This is a genomic window from Rhodococcus sp. 05-2254-6 (genome assembly GCF_002258565.1).
Classification (GTDB): Bacteria; Actinomycetota; Actinomycetes; order Mycobacteriales; family Mycobacteriaceae; genus Rhodococcoides.
Genome location: NZ_NOZF01000151.1, coordinates 13,910 through 28,518, shown reverse-complemented (window position 1 = coordinate 28,518; position 14,609 = coordinate 13,910). Strand labels below are relative to the sequence as shown.

The window sequence follows — 14,609 nt, the reverse complement described above, 5'->3', positions numbered from 1 at the left end:
GAGGCCGCCGCGCGACTGTTGGTAGGGCCCAACCACAGCCGCCTCGTGCCCACCACTGCCGTCATCGGCGCGATCTTCATGGTGTGGGTCGACGCCGTCTCCCGGGTCGCGTTTGCGCCGACCCCACTTCCGGTCGGCGTCGGAACGGCGTTGGTCGGCGTTCCGGCCTTCATCGCGATCATGGCTCGAAGGAGGGGAATTCGATGACACTGCACGCATCGAACGTGTCCTGGAAGCGCGGTGGCGTCCTGGTGGTCGACGGCGTCGACCCACACCATGAAGATCGCGCCGATGACGGCAGTGGTGGGCACGAGGCGGCTGTGGTTGGGCCCTACCAACAGTCGCGCGGCGTGCGGAAGAATGAGGCCGACGAAACCGATCGCACCGGCGACGCTGACCAATGTCGCGGTGATCAGGGCGGTGCCGACGAGCAGAGCCAATCGGACCTTCTTGACGTCGAAGCCGAGCGAGGACGCCACCGAGTTGCCGAACGCGAACGCGTCGAGGACGTACGCGTAGTAACAACACACCACCGCGCCGATGCCGGCCACGGTCACACACAGCACGACGTCGTTCCATCGCACACCCTCGAACGAACCGAGCAGCCAGAACATCACGCCGCGCGTCTCGTCCGAGTCGGCGAACGCGAAGATCACGAAAGACGTCAGGGCCGAGAACAATTGAGTGGTTGCAACACCGGCGAGAATCACGCGATCGTTTCCGCTGCCGGACATTCGGGCGAGAAACAACACCAGGCCGAACGCGACGAGTGCACCGATGAACGCACCACCGGACAGCCCGAGCGCGGCCCCGCCGACACCGAGGACACCGACCACGACGGCACCCGTCGAGGCACCCGAGGAGACACCGAGCACGAACGGGTCCGCCAGGGGATTACGCAGAAGCGACTGCATGATGACGCCGCAGATGCCGAGTCCGACGCCACTTGCTGCAGCGACGAGCGCACGGGGGAGTCGCTCCTCCCAGATGATCGCGTTCTTCGATACCTTCACCGGGATGTCGGTGATGCCGAGATGGTTGAGCACCACGTCGCGCACGTTGACCAGCGAGATGTTCGCCGGCCCGAGGGTGATGGCGACGAGAACCGACACCACGCACAGCACGACCCCGCCCAGCAGGGCGAACACCCAACGCCACAGGCTGCGGGAGGTCTGCGATCGCTGGGCGGAGCGCCGACGGGTGATGGTCGCGGTCAGGACGACAGTCCCAGGTCTCGCAGTCCGGCCGACACCTTCTCGACACCGTCGACGGCCCGGATCGACGGGTTCATCTCCGCACCGTGCAAGGAGATGTAGCGCTTGTCTCGGACGGCGGCCATCGTGCTCGTGACGGGGTCGGACTCGAGGAATGCGATCTTGTCGGCGAGCAGGTCACCGGGAAAACGGTTGCGCGCCAGGTCTCCCAGTACCAGGACGGTCGGATCCCGATCCACCATGGTCTCCCAGCCGACGGCAGGCCAGTCGTCGTCGGTGTCGGCGAAGACGTTCGTCATACCGACCGTTCTGGCGAGTAGATCGGCCGATCCCCGTCCGCCTGCGATGTACGGACTCTTGGTGTCCGCGAACCAGAATGCCACGGAGACATCCGATTCGGCAGTGGTCGCGGTGGCGTCGGCCATGCGGGTCTTCAGTTCGTCGACGAACTCGGCACCGCGCTCGTTGACGTCGAAGATCGCCGCGAGTTCGGTGATCTCCTGGTACAGCGACTCCATCGTGAGCGGAGTCGTTCGGGTGTTGCCCCCGTTGACACTGCGACCGGCGTCGCAGTCGGTGGGTGAAAGATACGTGGCCGCACCGGTTTCGGAGAAGCGGGACCGCTGAGCGACGCCGCCTTGCTCGAAGTGGCGTCCGAACGATGCGGTGACGAGATCGGGTTCGGTATCGACCACGACCTCGTAGGTGGGGGCGTTGTCGGCCAGTCGGGGAACCGAGGCGTTCGCGTCGGCGAGGTTCTCGCGGACCGGATCGGTCCAGGACGCGGTGCCGACCATTCGGTCCTGCACGCCGAGCGAGAGGAGAATTTCGGTGGAGTTCTGATCCAGCGACACCACCCGCTGAGGTGCCGAGTCGAAGGTCACCGACTCTCCGCAGTTGTCGATCGTCAGAGGGTAGGTGGTCCCACCTGCGGTGGTGTCCGAGACCGCTTCGGGAACCTCCTCGGAGGCTCCGCACGCGACGAGCGATCCGACCAGGGCAGCAGCGGCGGCGAGGGTGCCTGCGCGGCGACGAACGTTGAGCACGTGGGATGTCCTTCGGGTTCCGACAGCAACGAGCCGCCGGGGATCACCCGACGGCGCAGCGCGCCCGAGGCGCGCATGAGCACAGGCTAACCTTTGGTTGGCGGTGATGGAAATCGTCGCCGCTGAGCCGTCGGTGAGAAACCGGTCCGCGCCGACGCTGTCCGCGACATAATCGGTGGTATGGCCGACTTCAACGAGATGATCATCGAGGAGTTCCGCAGTAACGGTGGACACGTGTCCACGGCTGGGTTCGGCGATTCCCTTGTCGTCGTGCACTCGATCGGTGCCAAGAGTGGCGAGATCCGGCTGAATCCGCTGATGGCGATTTCCCAGGAAGGCAGCTGGTTGATCGTCGGCTCGGCCGCAGGTTCACCCAAAGACCCCGCCTGGGTTCACAATCTGCGCGCACATCCTCGCGTCGACATCGAGGTTCCCCACGATGGGGGAGTACGGACCGTCGCAGTGGAGGCCTCGGAAGTCCCCGACGCCGAATGGGCCGACAGTTGGCAGAAGTTCCTCGACGCCTCCTCCGGATTCGCGAAATACGTCGAGACCGCCGAGGGCCGTCGATTCCCGATCTTCCGCCTCACTCCCACCTGATCTCCCGGGGCGAGTTTTCCGACTTCGACAAGCGTTGCGCCTGAACGACAATGGACCTGAAATGGCAATGGATCCGTCGCCAGGGGACGCGGCGCTCCGAGCTCGTCGAGATCTGATCAGCCGGAGGCGAGGGCCTTCTGTCGGTCGGCCACCCGGCCGGCTATGGCAGAAGCGAGATCGGCGACCTCTGCATCGAGTTCCTCGCGACTCCTGGTATCGGTTTCGTACAGGAAGTTCGTCGATCCCACTGTTGCACCGCAGTATTCGATGATGCCTCGCTCGATCTGCGTACGGAAAGCGGCATCGACGCCGTGGCGCTCGAAGCTGTCGGCATCGTCGCCGGCAAGGGCAACCAGGTGGACGGTGAGTCGGTCCAGCTTCTTGTCGAACCCGACTCCAGGGCTGTATTCGTACGCCCATCCGCTGACGAAGACGCGATCGATCCACCCTTTCAGTAGCGCGGGCATCGACCACCAGTACATCGGGAAGACCAGAACCAGGTGATCGGCGCGATCGATTCGTTCTTGTTCGACACGTACGTCCTCCGGTGTGGTTCCGTTGCCGCGGAACAGCTTCAGGTCTGCGTCCTCGAATCGAGGATCGAAGTTCTCGGCCGCCAGATCGGCCGTCTCGACGGTGTCGCCCGCGGTGCGGATCGCGTCCGATACGGATCGAGCGACGTGGTGGGTCAGGGAGTCGGGGTCGGAATGGGAGACTACGACAAGTGTGGTCATGGCTGATTCCTTCGGTGAGGAGAAGCGGCTATGTACCAAGAGTAGGTTACTATTCGTATATAGCGCAAGGAGGTGCCCGATGGCCCGGACGCGACTGTCTCGCTCCGACCGATACGACCAGTTGGTGGATGTCTCCTGGGCTCTCGTGCGGGCGGAAGGAGCCGACGCTCTGACGCTCGGCCGACTCGCTGAACACGCCGGCGTCGCAAAACCCGTGGTGTACAGCCACTTCGCCTCGCGTGCGGAACTCCTGGCCGCCCTGTTCACGGAATTCGACGACCGGCAAACGGTCATGCTCGAGGAATCCCTCCACGCCGCGCCCACCTCGTTGAACGGCCGCGCACACGCAATCGCCAACTCGTACGTGGGCTGCGCGTTGGCGCAGGGGCGTGAGCTGACGGGTGTACTGGCGGCATTGGAGGGCTCGCCCGAACTCGAACAGGTCAAGCGATCGGCCGAACGGGCGTATTCCGATCGATGCCGGTCGATTCTCGAGCCGTTCAGCGGCTCCGGCGGGATCTCGGCATCGTCGATCACCGCGATCTTCGGTGCAGCGGAAGCGCTGTCGCACGCGGCGGTATCGGGCGCAATCGCACCCGAGGAAGCCACAGGTGAACTGGCCGAGCTGATCATCGCCGTCGTGGGGAAACACTGACCCCGCAGCTCACTCGGCGATGAACATCGGTCTACCGACAACCGGATCTGTCACTACTCGGGCGCGGATCTCGAATACCTCGTCCAGCAGCGTCGGTGTCACGATGTCGCTGGGATGCCCGTCGGCGACGATCGCACCATCACGCATGGCCACGATCCGGTCGCAGTACCGCGCCGCCTGATTGAGATCGTGCAGCACCATCACCACGGTCTTCCCTCGATTCTCGACCAGATCGACGACCAGTTCCATCACGTCGATCTGATGACGCACGTCGAGATACGTGGTGGGTTCGTCCAGTAGCAGCACTTCGGTTTCCTGGGCCAAAGCCATTGCGATCCAGGTACGTTGACGCTCACCGCCGGAGAGCGATTCGACAGTGCGGTCGGCGAGGTGGAGGATTCCGGTCGAGCGCATCGCCGTGTGCATGGCCTCGTCGTCGTGCCGTCTGAGCATCGACATCGCACCGAGCCGCGGATATCGACCCTGCTCGACCAGCTCGCGGACGCGTAGCCCGGGCGGTGCGACAGCGGTCTGAGGCAGGATCGCAAGTCTTCTGGCTGTCTCGATCGACGATCGGTCACGCACAGGGATGCCGTCCAGCCGCACCTGTCCGTGGCGAGGGACCAACACCCTGGCCAAAGCCATCAGCAACGTCGACTTGCCGGATCCGTTGGGGCCGACCAGCGCGGTGACCGTTCTCTTCTCGATGGCGATGTCGAGGTGTTCGGATACCGTCCGATTGCGATACCCGAGACCGAGGTCGACGGTCTCGAGAATCGGTGTGGTGACGTATTCCGTCATCGAGCATCCTTTCGGATCAGCCAGATGAGATAGGGAGCGCCGACGAGTGCCGTCACAGCCCCGACCGGGAGTCCCGATACGTCTGGTCCGTTGCCTGGTATGTCGATCGAGGCACTGAAGGCGAGAAGGTCTGCGGCGGACAGCAGCACGGCACCACCGATCACGCTGACCGGAATCAGTCCCCTGTGGTCGCCGCCGAGGGCGGCCCGTGCGGCGTGGGGGGCGATCAATCCGACGAACGCGACGGCACCCGCGGCCGTGACCGCCGTCGACGTGGCCAGTACCGCGATGGCGAGCAGCAACATTCGAGTCCTGTGGGGGCGAATCCCGAGGCCGGTGGATGTCGCGTCGCCCAGCACGAGCGCATTTGCGCGCGAAGCACACAGCAGACCGGCCGGTATCAGTACCATTGCCCAGGGCCACAATCGATTCCAGTCGTCCGTTGTCCTTGCATTGAGAGAGCCGATCAGCCATCGAAGAACCACGCCCATCGGTTGTGCATCGACGACGAGCAGCAGTGATGTCACCGCGGACAGGACAGCGCCGATGAGGATTCCCGCGACCGCCAGGGAGCGTCGGCCCAGCAGGTACAGAGCCAGTCCGGCACATGCGGCACCGAGCAGTGACGCCAGGGGTGCGGCACCGGAGGCGGGCAACACCAGAAACGACACCACAACGCCCAGCGCCGCACCGGATCCCACACCTGTCGTCGACGGTTCGGCCAGTGGGTTTCGCATGACTGCTTGCAGCAACACGCCTGCCAGTGCGAGGAGTGCACCGGCAACCAATCCGACGAGCACTCGTGGAAGACGGTAGTTCCTGACGATGATCTCGTGTGCCCGCACCTCCGACGTGCCGGTCAGTACTCTGATCACCTCGGCCGTTTCGAGTTCGCTGCGCCCCGAGACGAGGTGAAGTATCACCAGGCCGGCGATGCACGTCATCCCGATCATTACGAGGTGCCGAGCCTTCATCGTGTCGCGGCTTGTCTGTGCAGAGCCATCAGCAATACGGGAACGCCGAGCAGTGTCGTCGTGATGCCCACGGGGATCTCGATCGGATACAGCAAGATTCGCGACGCCAGATCGGCGGTAGCGAGCAGGACTGCGCCGATGATGGGCGTGAGCAGGAATATCCGCCGTGAACTCGTCGTGTGCAGAGCCCATCGAGCCAGATGTGGGGACAGCAACGCGACATAGGCAACCGGACCGCACACCGATGCCACCGCGGCGGTGAGCGCTGCGGCGCACGCCAGTGCGGTCAGCCGGGTCGGTATCACGGAGATGCCCAGTCCCGCAGCCACATCGTCTCCGAGTGCAAGGGCAGCGACCCGATGCCGCATGAGCAGAGCGAGTGGGATGAAGACGGCAAGCCAGGGTGCTGCGACACCGAGATGGCTCCAACCTCGCTCGCCGAGACTGCCGAGCAGGTACCGAAAGAGCAGGGGCAGGTTCCCTTCGGTGCCCAGGCCGACCAGTGCAATGACCAGTCCCGACGCGAGAGCGCTGACCGCAGCACCGAGCAGTACCACTCGGTGAGGGTCGCTGGTCGGTCCAACGGTGGTGATGACCGCAATGCCGGCGACAGCTGCGCCGCACAGTGCCAGATAGGGAAGTGCTGTCAGCGGCAACGGAAGTGCAAACACGGCAACTGCCGTCATCGCGACAGCCGCACCGGAGGACACGCCCAGAATCTCCGGACCGGCAATCCTGTTGCGCAGTACATCCTGCATCAACGCTCCCGCCAGTCCGAGGGCTGCACCGCTCACCAGGCCCAACAGCACACGCGGCAGTCGAACGAGCGCGACGTGCGGGTGGAGGGGATTCGACGGGTCGAGCACGGCGTCGAGCGCGCGCACCGGATCGAGAGTCGGCTCGCCCAGGCACAGAGCCAGCACGATCACGGCGACGCAGGCGCAGGTACCCGCAGCACGCCAACGTCTATCGGTAATGATTATCATTGCGGATACATCATTCTGCAAAGGAGTTCCCATGCGCAAGTTGTCCGGCTTTTCTCGATTGTTCGGCGCACTCGCACTCTCGGTGTTCGCGCTCGCGGCATGCGGTACCGCCGATGCGGGCAACGCCGACGCAGCAGCTGCGGTCACGGTCACCGACGACAGCGGAACGGTGATCGAGCTCGATGCACCCGTCGAGCGAATCGCGTGCCTGACGCTCATGTGTGTCGACGCGTTGAAGGAGGTGGGCATGACCCCCGTCGCTTACCGAGAGGAACTTGCGGCCGATCCCCGCTATGCCGGTCCGGATGTGGACATGCGCAAGATCACGGGCGGATTCGGTGAAGAGAACGTCGAGGACATCGCGCTCTCGGAACCGGACCTCGTCATCGGACTCGGGGGAGTGCAGGACGGGTTGCGGGGTGCCGTCGAGGAAGTGGCACCGATGTACCTGGTGAATCCGACTTCCTGGCGGGATTCGGTCGAATTCCTCCGCACGATAGGCCGTTTGACGGATCGGCAGGAGCAGGCGGACGCAGCTGCCGAGGCGTTCACCGCCGAGGTCGATGCGGCCGCGGGCAAGTGGAAAGGCCTCACGACGCTGTCGATGTACGGCGAACCGGGCAGTCTCGGAGTCGATTCCGTCGACACCCCCGTCGGCTCGCTTCTCACGGACGTCAGTGACTATCCGTGGCAGGCGGGAACCGATGCCTTCGCGACGGTATCGGTGGAGCAGATCGCGTCGGTGGATCCGGATGTGGTCTTCGCGCAGGCATTTTCATCAGGTTCCGACAGCGAGCCTCTCTCTGACCGGCTGGCGAGCAATCCGTTGTGGTCGGGTGTGGCGGCGGCCCGCAACGATCGGGTGATCGAGGTGGACGCCGGGGTGTGGGCAACAGGGCGCGGAACGATTTCGTTGCGGTTGGTGCTCGCCACGGTGACGAACGAGCTCGAAAGTTCCTGAACCTTATTGAAAATGATTATCGATTGACGTAGGGTCGGACACCTCGACGATGTCGAGTCCATGGATCGGTTGCACCGCAACCGATTTGCCCATCGAAGAAGGAGAACCATGAACGACAACGAGCTGTTCCGTTCGATCCAGTCACCGGTGTCCCTGGCGACACACTCCGCGGGCCACAGCAACGCCCTGGTCGAGAACCCCTTCGAGGAAGCCGAGGACTGATCTCGGTGGGGTCTGCACACCACGATGTGCAGACCCCGGCCGGCCATCGCCATGGAACTTGCACCCAGAACCGAACTGTACGAATCCGATTCGGGATTCGTGCTCCGCACCGCCGACGACGAACACTTCGCACTCGCGCTCGACCACGAGGAATTCGACCAACTGGCCGGGGCCTTGACCGGTACCGAAGCGGAGCTCTCTGCGAAACCGAAGACGGCGCTGTCCGCGTTGCTCACTGCAGGCCACATCGTCTCCAGTTCGTCCACCGATACGGTTGCGGTGCTCGGCTGTGGCTCCGTAGCTGCTGCGCTGGTGGGGATGCTGGGACGCGTGGGTATGTCCACAGGGCATGCCGCGACTCGATCGATCACCGTGAGTGACGACGGCGTCGACACTCTGCGGTCCGAAGGGGCGATCGCCTGTTTCCGTGAAGGCAATCTGTACCTCGTGGTGCCCGAGGGGGTCCGGCTGACCGACGTGTCGATGCGGCGCGCCGCATCCCGTCGGAACAGGCAACGAATCGAGGACGGCTACGGTCCTCGTGCCGGCGGGCGGCGATTGATCTCGCCGATTCATCCGGTGTCCGACGCGGCGGCCGAGTTCGTGGCTGCTCAGGTCCTGGCGGAGGTCATCGGTCCTACGGCCGACCATTGCGTGACGGCGATCGACCTCCGTACGCTCCGGGTGACTCGGCACCCGATTCTTCCTGTGCCGGAACCACCTCGATGACGCGACGCGAGTACTCGGTCGGGGGACTCCGTACTTTCGTCGTGACGGCGCGAAGTCCGCGTGGCGTGCTGACGATTCGCACGCCTTACAACAGCGAAGCTCATCTCGCCGAGGCCGCGGGCTGGGCCGATCGAGGATTCACCACCGTCGTACAGGACGTGCGCGGCCGGTACGGCTCCGCCGGGTCGTTCCACCCGTATCACGGCGAAGGGGCAGACGGCCTGGCCTGCGTCGAATGGATCACCGCACAACCGTGGTGGTCGCAGGCGCCTTTCCTGTTCCTCTACGGCACGTCCTACGGGGCGCACTGCGCAATCGAAACTACCTTTGCCGCAGGTGAATGCGAGGGATTGGCGGGTGTGTCGGTCGCGGTGCCCGCTCTGGGTATGGGGGAGACGGCGCGAAATCGAGATCGGGCCTTCCACCTGGAGTCTCGCCTCGGCTGGTGGTCCGAGCACGGCGATGCTGCCCACTCTCGCGGGAGTTCGGCGTCGGCGGATCTGCTGGAGACGCTGCCGGTGTCCGACATCGGAGACTCGTCGAGCCCCCGGATACCGTCGTGGCAGTCCGTACTGGCGTCGGAAAGGGTGGATGAGGAGCGCAGGAACCATGCTGCAGCACAACGCTGCCCGCTACTGGCGCAGGGCGGGACCGCGGACTGGTTCGGCCAGGACACCATAGACCTCTGGTCGTCGTGGGGTGGCCCGTCGGCACTCGCCCTCGGACCGTGGGATCACTCGATGCAGGCGTCGGGTCGCGCCGAGCGGATGAGCAAGTGGCTGGGTGCGGTGCTCGACGGTCACCCGTGGACCGGAGCGCAGTTGTACGGTCACCCCGGTGGTCCGCTGCGGCTGCAGACCTGGCCGAACGCCCGAGTGACGGTCGCGCTGACTGGTGGCAGCTTCGTCGCAAATCCGTTGCAGCCCTTCCCTTCCTGCACGTCCGACACCGATGTTCGCAGCCTGACGACACGCTCGGATTGCCTTACCCGTCCGGTGCCGTGGCGCGCAGGAACCCTTGTCGGAACTCCCGTGGTGCGCGTCGTCGGCGGCGACTGCGACCGGCACTGGGGTGCGATGCTGCTCGCCCGAAGACGCGGCGGCGAGGTGGAGCAGCTCACCGAGGGCATGTCCCTCGGCTCCGTCGTGCACCTCGCTCCGCTGTCCACACACATCCATGAGGGAGAGGAACTGACACTGATGATCTCGGCCCACGCCTTCCCCCGATATGCCCGCGATCTGCACACCGATGAAGACCACTCGTACGGTATCCGAGCGGTGCCGATGCAGCGCACCGTGCGAGGCATCGAGCTGGAGATGCCCGTATGAGCGGGGTCGGTTTCAGTGCAGACGATCTGGTCGACCCGTTGACCGGACTCATCCGTGCGTTGCATCCGGTCCAGAGGCTGGACGGTCTGCCGGAACGGTACGTCGGGCTCACGGCGGAGATCGCCGATACTCGTGCGCTCGGAAACTGGCCCTGCGATCTGGTGTCGCTCGGTACCACCTTCGCGGACCCAGCAGGAGCCCGTATCGCCGCGATCGGCGAAGCAGTGGAACGGTACTGCGGAAACTACGTCCCGAACACTCTGCGCTACGCAACGCCGGCGGAACTGCGCGCCGAGGGTGTCCGCCATTGGGGGAACGACACATTCGAGTTCTTCGCGCCGTGGCAGCTGAACTCGGCAGGCTTCCCCTTCGAGCAATTCACCGAGGAGTCTCGAGTCGCCTGGGTAGACGGGGTGTCGGACGACGGTGCGCGTGTCGCGATCCCGGCCTCGTACGTGTACCTGAACTGGCGCAGTGGATCTCGCCGGACGGACCCGTGGCTTCACCATCTGAACTACGCCGGCATCGCCACAGGACAGGGGCTCGACGACGCCGCCGGACGTGGACTGCTCGAACTCGTGGAGCGAGATTCGCTGTCGCTGTGGTGGCACCTGAACCTCCCTGCGCGGGGGATAGATCCGGCATCGGTGCCCGGGCTCGCGGCAGACCTCGGCGACTCACGACTGCGGTGTCATCTCCTCGAGCTGCCGTCGTACTTCGAAGTTCCGGTGGTGGCGGCCGTTGTTCACGATCTCGAACTCGGGATTGTCGCAGGCGGCTTCTCGGCGAAGCTGGACCCGGTCGACACGGCACGCAAGGCCGTTCTCGAAGCGATCCACAGTTGGGTCTTCACTCGAGGACTGCTCGAGGCAGACGGCTGGGTGTTCGGATCGATGCGCGCCGGGGTGCTGTCGCCGGGTCTCTACCTGGACCACCGCGCCGATCGCAGCTACCTCGATGCCGCCGGAGAGTGCAGTGAACACATCCGCGACCTGGGTGCACAAGCCCAGGTGTGGCTCGATCCCCGTACTCAGGCCGCATATCTTCCTCGCTTCACGAATCCGGCCGCGACGGTATCGATCGACGAGCTTCCCCGCGGCACCGCCGACGGTATGCGGAGCGCACTCGCGGTAGCGGGCCACGAGGTGGTCGTCTGCGATATCACCACCTCGGACGTGGCGTCGACGCCACTGCGGGTGGCCCGGGTCTGTGCCTCCGGCTTGATTCCCAACGCCCCAGCCGCATTTCCCTATTTCGGGTTACCTCGGTGGCGCGACATCGCTCGACGGTACGCACCCGATTGCGACCCGACCGATCCGAACACGCTGCTGCTCGCTGCGCCCCCGAGTCTGTGACCGGCTTTCGCCGTTTCGTCCTGGCGCGTGCGGTCGCGTGGATCGGCAACGCGATGTCCACGGTTGCCGTGCCGATGCTCGTCTACCAGTTGAGCGGCTCGCCGCTGCTCTCCGGTGTCGCCTTTGCGGTGGAGTCGTTGCCGTACCTGATGTTCGGACTGATCGCAGGTGCGCTCGCCGACAGGTACGACCGTCGCGTAGTCCTGCTCGCAACTCAACTCGGCAGTGCTCTCGCTCTGGCCAGTATTCCGGTGGCTCACCTGATTGCGTCGGTGACGGTTGCACATCTGATGATCGTCGCGTTCGCCGTCTCCACACTTTTCGTGTTCTTCGATGCCGCGTCCTTCGGCGTCGTACCGGCTTTGGTGGGCCGCCATCGGATCGCCGACGCGACAGGCACGCTCGTCAGCGTCGGCACGGTCATCGGGATCGTAGGCCCGTTGCTCGGTGGCATCACTGCGACGACGCTGGGTCCGCCGGGTGCCATCGCGATCGATGCTCTGTGTTTTCTCGTCGCGACAGTGGTCACCTCGACGATCGCGCTACCCGTGCGGGCCGCGCCGTTTTCGGTCGGTTCCGGTCTCGGCACTTCGATCGGCGAGGGGTTGGCATTCATTCGGCATCATCGTGTGGTGCGTGCCCTGACTGCGGTCGGCGTCGGGGTGAGTGTCGCCAACGGTGTGGTCGTGGGACTGATGGTGGTCGTGGGCGTCCGTCAGCTCGGTCTGGCCGCCGAGGATGCGCGAATCGGATCACTCTATGCAGCAACGGCTGTCGGGGCATTTCTGATCAGCCTGGTCAGTGCGCGCATCCAGCGGGTGGTGGGCACCGGCATGATCACCTGTCTCGGCGTGGTGGTGGCCTTCCTGTCGATGCTGGCGTGGTCCATCACGGGAGTACTCGCCGTTTCTCTGCTGCTCCTGATCGTCTATCAGGCCGCCAACACCATGATCGTCGTCAACGGCATCGTGGTTCGTCAGTCCGTCACGCCCGACCACCTGCAGGCCCGGGTGAACACCACGGCGCGGATGATCGCGATGGGTGGGACTCCTTTCGGCGCTGCGGCAGGCGGGGCCGTCGCCGGTACGTTCGGCGTGACCGCGGCCGTCGTCCTCGGAGCGGGCGCGCTCGCTCTTGCGGGGACGGCAGCCCTGTGGCTCGGGGTGCCGCGGTTACCGTTGCTTGCAGTCCTCGCCGAGTCCGCCGAGCGCGAAAGCCAGTAGCGGAACGGACAGTGGGCACAGACGCAGCAAGTGCGAGATCTCGTCGTCGTAGAAGCCTGAGATGGCGCAGCAGGCCAATCCGAGTGCGGTCGAAACCAAGTAGAGATTCTGCGCGGCGATGCCGGCGTCGATGTGGAGGGTGCGATAGTGGCGTTCGGTGTATTTGATCAGGGTTCGGTCGAGGCGTCCGACGAGTACGGCGACGAACGGTGCCCGGCGCGCGAATTGTGGCTGTACGAGACATGATTCGAGCGCATCGACGGACGGTCCCGTACCGGTTCTGTTCAGAACGTGTCTGTGTGGATCGAACAGGTAGGTCCCCGAGTCGATCTCGGCTGGGCCCCGGAGGGCCACGAGGTGCAGGTCGATCGAGTCGAGACCGCCGGCAGTCGGATTCATCCGGTATGTGTGCGTCGTGCCGTCCGTCCGCGCGGAGGTCCGGCCGGGCCCCGCTGCGGACCGGAGGAGAGTCGAGAGCTGCAGTGCGTCCAGATCTGCGAATCGGTAGTGCGACCGTCGAGCGCGCAGTGCTGTGTCGAGGCGCATCGGTGGGAGAGGCGGTGGCGACGGCAGAACAAAAGTTCCGTCTGCTGCGGGCACGGCCGGAAAGTTCGCGCCGGTGCCGCGATCGACGAGGAGTCGGTGCACGTCCTGGACGCGCGCGACCGTGGAATCGAGCGAATCTTCCGCCATGGACTCCAACTCTAAGTCAACATGGTAATCAGTGTCGATAAGAAATTTTGTAGTTCGATCGACGGGACGTTCTACGAGCCGGAGTGGACGGTGGGAAACCGGTTGTGCAACGCATCGAGCTGGCGATACAGCTCGTAGAGCGCCTGCTTCTGGGTCTGCGCTTCGTCGCTGTGCCACACATGGCTGCGGGAATCGCCTACCCGCAAGGCCTTGCGCGCCAGTTGCTCGGACTCTTCGACGCGACTCGACGCGGCTGCGATCTCGGCGGTCAGCATGTCGGCGAACACCCGAGCCTGGGCCGCGTCCGAATTCTCTGCCATGTGAGTCCACTCTCGATCTCGCGGCTCGACCGTTGATGGTTCGAGTACCGATGATCAGGATAACCAACCGGAAAAAGACCGTCGGACCGGCTTGTGGGGTTCGGAGGCGTCGTTCCGGTACCTGGACTACTACTCGGTGTAGTCGGTAGTAAGCTCCCGTCCATGTCTGCGCCAACGGATGGATTCGCGCTCCTGCGCGGTGCGTCCGTGGGCGGACTGTCGGCGCTGGTCACCGTCGCAGCGCACACGTTCGGTGGGGGAATGCCTCCATCCGACGCGGCCATCGTGCTGTTGGCCGTCGTCTCCGCTGCGATCGGCTACGCGACCGCCGCGGCACCGACACCGGCGGCACCCCGCGCACAGCTGCTGATGATCCTGACTGCCGCGCAGTCGGTCGGACACCTGTTGCTCACCGCCGTCGACGGTCACCATCACGGTTCGATGCTCACCCAGCAGATGTTCGCGGCCCATGTGGTTGCCATCCTGGTCGGCGCTCTGGCCATCCGCGGAGCGGAGCACGGCATCCGGCGCGCAGTGACCTCGCTACGTGAGGCCCTGCCTCTGTTGGCGGCTCTCGTCGTCGACGAGTCCCGCATCGCCCCTGAACTTCCGGTCTACCGACTCCCGGGAACGCCTCGTCTGCTCGACCTGTCGGGCTGCGGAAACCGCGGACCGCCTGCGCTTCGGACCTGACCGCAGCTCGTCACTCCCACCCGCCCTGTACGTAGGCGTCGGGTATCGAGCTGTCGCTGTCTGTTCGACGAGCCC

The 14,609-nt window shown here is 64.9% G+C and carries 17 protein-coding genes and 1 pseudogene; 10 read left to right on the top strand and 8 right to left on the bottom strand.

The annotated features are described in order from the left end of the window. Nucleotides 1-207, top strand: a 207-nt coding sequence (locus tag CH256_RS20760; RefSeq protein ID WP_143536634.1) for an iron chelate uptake ABC transporter family permease subunit, incomplete at its 5' end; no start/stop codon positions are given. Between the two features lie 50 nt (nucleotides 208-257). Here the strand turns inward: CH256_RS20760 and CH256_RS20755 are convergent. Both CH256_RS20755 and CH256_RS20750 read right to left on the bottom strand, forming a co-directional pair. Beyond that, nucleotides 258-1,115, bottom strand: a pseudogene (locus CH256_RS20755) (FecCD family ABC transporter permease); the annotation flags it as partial. 98 nt (nucleotides 1,116-1,213) lie between these two features. After that, nucleotides 1,214-2,260: an ABC transporter substrate-binding protein gene (locus CH256_RS20750; protein ID WP_094670486.1), complete on the bottom strand. Its 1,047-nt coding sequence runs from the start codon at nucleotides 2,258-2,260 to the stop codon at nucleotides 1,214-1,216. A gap of 180 nt (nucleotides 2,261-2,440) precedes the next feature. Between CH256_RS20750 and CH256_RS20745 the strand changes: the two genes are divergently transcribed. Next, nucleotides 2,441-2,860: a nitroreductase/quinone reductase family protein gene (locus tag CH256_RS20745; protein WP_068056047.1), complete on the top strand. Its 420-nt coding sequence runs from the start codon at nucleotides 2,441-2,443 to the stop codon at nucleotides 2,858-2,860. Between the two features lie 116 nt (nucleotides 2,861-2,976). Here CH256_RS20745 and CH256_RS20740 read toward each other — a convergent pair whose 3' ends face one another. Next, the gene (locus CH256_RS20740) at nucleotides 2,977-3,594 is read right to left on the bottom strand and encodes an NAD(P)H-dependent oxidoreductase (RefSeq protein ID WP_094670485.1); all 618 of its coding nucleotides are present in this window, start codon (nucleotides 3,592-3,594) and stop codon (nucleotides 2,977-2,979) included. Between the two features lie 79 nt (nucleotides 3,595-3,673). Between CH256_RS20740 and CH256_RS20735 the strand changes: the two genes are divergently transcribed. Beyond that, nucleotides 3,674-4,249: a TetR/AcrR family transcriptional regulator gene (locus tag CH256_RS20735; protein WP_068056052.1), complete on the top strand. Its 576-nt coding sequence runs from the start codon at nucleotides 3,674-3,676 to the stop codon at nucleotides 4,247-4,249. A 9-nt stretch (nucleotides 4,250-4,258) separates the two neighbouring features. Here the strand turns inward: CH256_RS20735 and CH256_RS20730 are convergent, their stop codons facing one another. Genes CH256_RS20730 through CH256_RS20720 form a run of 3 tightly spaced genes read right to left on the bottom strand, consistent with a single transcriptional unit; the run spans nucleotide 4,259 to nucleotide 7,010 of the window. Further along, a complete protein-coding gene (locus CH256_RS20730) occupies nucleotides 4,259-5,050 on the bottom strand; it encodes an ABC transporter ATP-binding protein (protein ID WP_068056055.1) in 792 nt (263 codons plus the stop codon). Beyond that, on the bottom strand, nucleotides 5,047-5,994 hold the full coding sequence (locus CH256_RS20725) for a FecCD family ABC transporter permease (RefSeq protein ID WP_179272170.1): 948 nt from the start codon (nucleotides 5,992-5,994) through the stop codon (nucleotides 5,047-5,049). Before CH256_RS20725 ends, CH256_RS20730 begins: the two co-directional genes overlap by 4 nt. A 26-nt stretch (nucleotides 5,995-6,020) precedes the next feature. Then, nucleotides 6,021-7,010: a FecCD family ABC transporter permease gene (locus CH256_RS20720; RefSeq protein WP_179272169.1), complete on the bottom strand. Its 990-nt coding sequence runs from the start codon at nucleotides 7,008-7,010 to the stop codon at nucleotides 6,021-6,023. Between the two features lie 31 nt (nucleotides 7,011-7,041). On the opposite strand from CH256_RS20720, the gene CH256_RS20715 reads away from it, so the two are divergent. From CH256_RS20715 to CH256_RS20695, 6 genes are all read left to right on the top strand, one after another. After that, nucleotides 7,042-7,971, top strand: a complete 930-nt coding sequence (locus CH256_RS20715) for an ABC transporter substrate-binding protein (protein WP_176460310.1) — start codon at nucleotides 7,042-7,044, stop codon at nucleotides 7,969-7,971. A 108-nt stretch (nucleotides 7,972-8,079) separates the two neighbouring features. Further along, nucleotides 8,080-8,193, top strand: a complete 114-nt coding sequence (amiA, locus tag CH256_RS28700; protein ID WP_254924168.1) for a streptamidine family RiPP — start codon at nucleotides 8,080-8,082, stop codon at nucleotides 8,191-8,193. Between the two features lie 24 nt (nucleotides 8,194-8,217). After that, nucleotides 8,218-8,922 (top strand): hypothetical protein, encoded by a 705-nt coding sequence (locus tag CH256_RS20710; protein ID WP_141215261.1) that lies wholly within the window; start codon nucleotides 8,218-8,220, stop codon nucleotides 8,920-8,922. Next, nucleotides 8,919-10,250 carry a CocE/NonD family hydrolase gene (locus CH256_RS20705; RefSeq protein ID WP_094670482.1) on the top strand — a complete coding sequence of 444 codons (1,332 nt, stop codon included), beginning with the start codon at nucleotides 8,919-8,921 and terminating at the stop codon, nucleotides 10,248-10,250. The genes CH256_RS20710 and CH256_RS20705 overlap by 4 nt, the downstream gene beginning before the upstream one ends. Beyond that, on the top strand, nucleotides 10,247-11,605 hold the full coding sequence (locus tag CH256_RS20700) for a YcaO-like family protein (protein WP_094670481.1): 1,359 nt from the start codon (nucleotides 10,247-10,249) through the stop codon (nucleotides 11,603-11,605). The genes CH256_RS20705 and CH256_RS20700 overlap by 4 nt, the downstream gene beginning before the upstream one ends. Further along, complete coding sequence (locus CH256_RS20695) at nucleotides 11,518-12,828, top strand: MFS transporter (protein WP_306437674.1); 1,311 nt, start codon at nucleotides 11,518-11,520, stop codon at nucleotides 12,826-12,828. Before CH256_RS20700 ends, CH256_RS20695 begins: the two co-directional genes overlap by 88 nt. Here the strand turns inward: CH256_RS20695 and CH256_RS20690 are convergent. Continuing rightward, complete coding sequence (locus CH256_RS20690; protein ID WP_094638202.1) at nucleotides 12,778-13,521, bottom strand: SagB family peptide dehydrogenase; 744 nt, start codon at nucleotides 13,519-13,521, stop codon at nucleotides 12,778-12,780. The two genes, CH256_RS20695 and CH256_RS20690, sit on opposite strands and share 51 nt — an antisense overlap. Nucleotides 13,522-13,592: 71 nt before the next feature. Further along, nucleotides 13,593-13,841: a hypothetical protein gene (locus CH256_RS20685; protein ID WP_094670479.1), complete on the bottom strand. Its 249-nt coding sequence runs from the start codon at nucleotides 13,839-13,841 to the stop codon at nucleotides 13,593-13,595. A 162-nt stretch (nucleotides 13,842-14,003) separates the two neighbouring features. Here CH256_RS20685 and CH256_RS20680 point away from each other — a divergent pair, with 162 nt between their 5' ends. Continuing rightward, on the top strand, nucleotides 14,004-14,534 hold the full coding sequence (locus CH256_RS20680; RefSeq protein ID WP_082898847.1) for a hypothetical protein: 531 nt from the start codon (nucleotides 14,004-14,006) through the stop codon (nucleotides 14,532-14,534). Nucleotides 14,535-14,609: the final 75 nt, after the last annotated feature.

Excerpts from the sequence above, each read along its gene's own strand:
- CH256_RS20745 (WP_068056047.1), top strand. The coding sequence starts at position 2,441 with ATGGCCGACTTCAACGAGATGATCATCGAGGAGTTCCGCAGTAACGGT.
- CH256_RS20740 (WP_094670485.1), bottom strand. The coding sequence starts at position 3,594 with ATGACCACACTTGTCGTAGTCTCCCATTCCGACCCCGACTCCCTGACC.
- CH256_RS20735 (WP_068056052.1), top strand. The coding sequence starts at position 3,674 with ATGGCCCGGACGCGACTGTCTCGCTCCGACCGATACGACCAGTTGGTG.
- CH256_RS20730 (WP_068056055.1), bottom strand. The coding sequence starts at position 5,050 with ATGACGGAATACGTCACCACACCGATTCTCGAGACCGTCGACCTCGGT.
- CH256_RS20725 (WP_179272170.1), bottom strand. The coding sequence starts at position 5,994 with ATGACGTGCATCGCCGGCCTGGTGATACTTCACCTCGTCTCGGGGCGC.
- CH256_RS20720 (WP_179272169.1), bottom strand. The coding sequence starts at position 7,010 with ATGATAATCATTACCGATAGACGTTGGCGTGCTGCGGGTACCTGCGCC.
- CH256_RS20715 (WP_176460310.1), top strand. The coding sequence starts at position 7,042 with ATGCGCAAGTTGTCCGGCTTTTCTCGATTGTTCGGCGCACTCGCACTC.
- amiA (WP_254924168.1), top strand. The coding sequence starts at position 8,080 with ATGAACGACAACGAGCTGTTCCGTTCGATCCAGTCACCGGTGTCCCTG.
- CH256_RS20710 (WP_141215261.1), top strand. The coding sequence starts at position 8,218 with ATGTGCAGACCCCGGCCGGCCATCGCCATGGAACTTGCACCCAGAACC.
- CH256_RS20705 (WP_094670482.1), top strand. The coding sequence starts at position 8,919 with ATGACGCGACGCGAGTACTCGGTCGGGGGACTCCGTACTTTCGTCGTG.
- CH256_RS20700 (WP_094670481.1), top strand. The coding sequence starts at position 10,247 with ATGAGCGGGGTCGGTTTCAGTGCAGACGATCTGGTCGACCCGTTGACC.
- CH256_RS20690 (WP_094638202.1), bottom strand. The coding sequence starts at position 13,521 with ATGGCGGAAGATTCGCTCGATTCCACGGTCGCGCGCGTCCAGGACGTG.
- CH256_RS20685 (WP_094670479.1), bottom strand. The coding sequence starts at position 13,841 with ATGGCAGAGAATTCGGACGCGGCCCAGGCTCGGGTGTTCGCCGACATG.
- CH256_RS20680 (WP_082898847.1), top strand. The coding sequence starts at position 14,004 with ATGTCTGCGCCAACGGATGGATTCGCGCTCCTGCGCGGTGCGTCCGTG.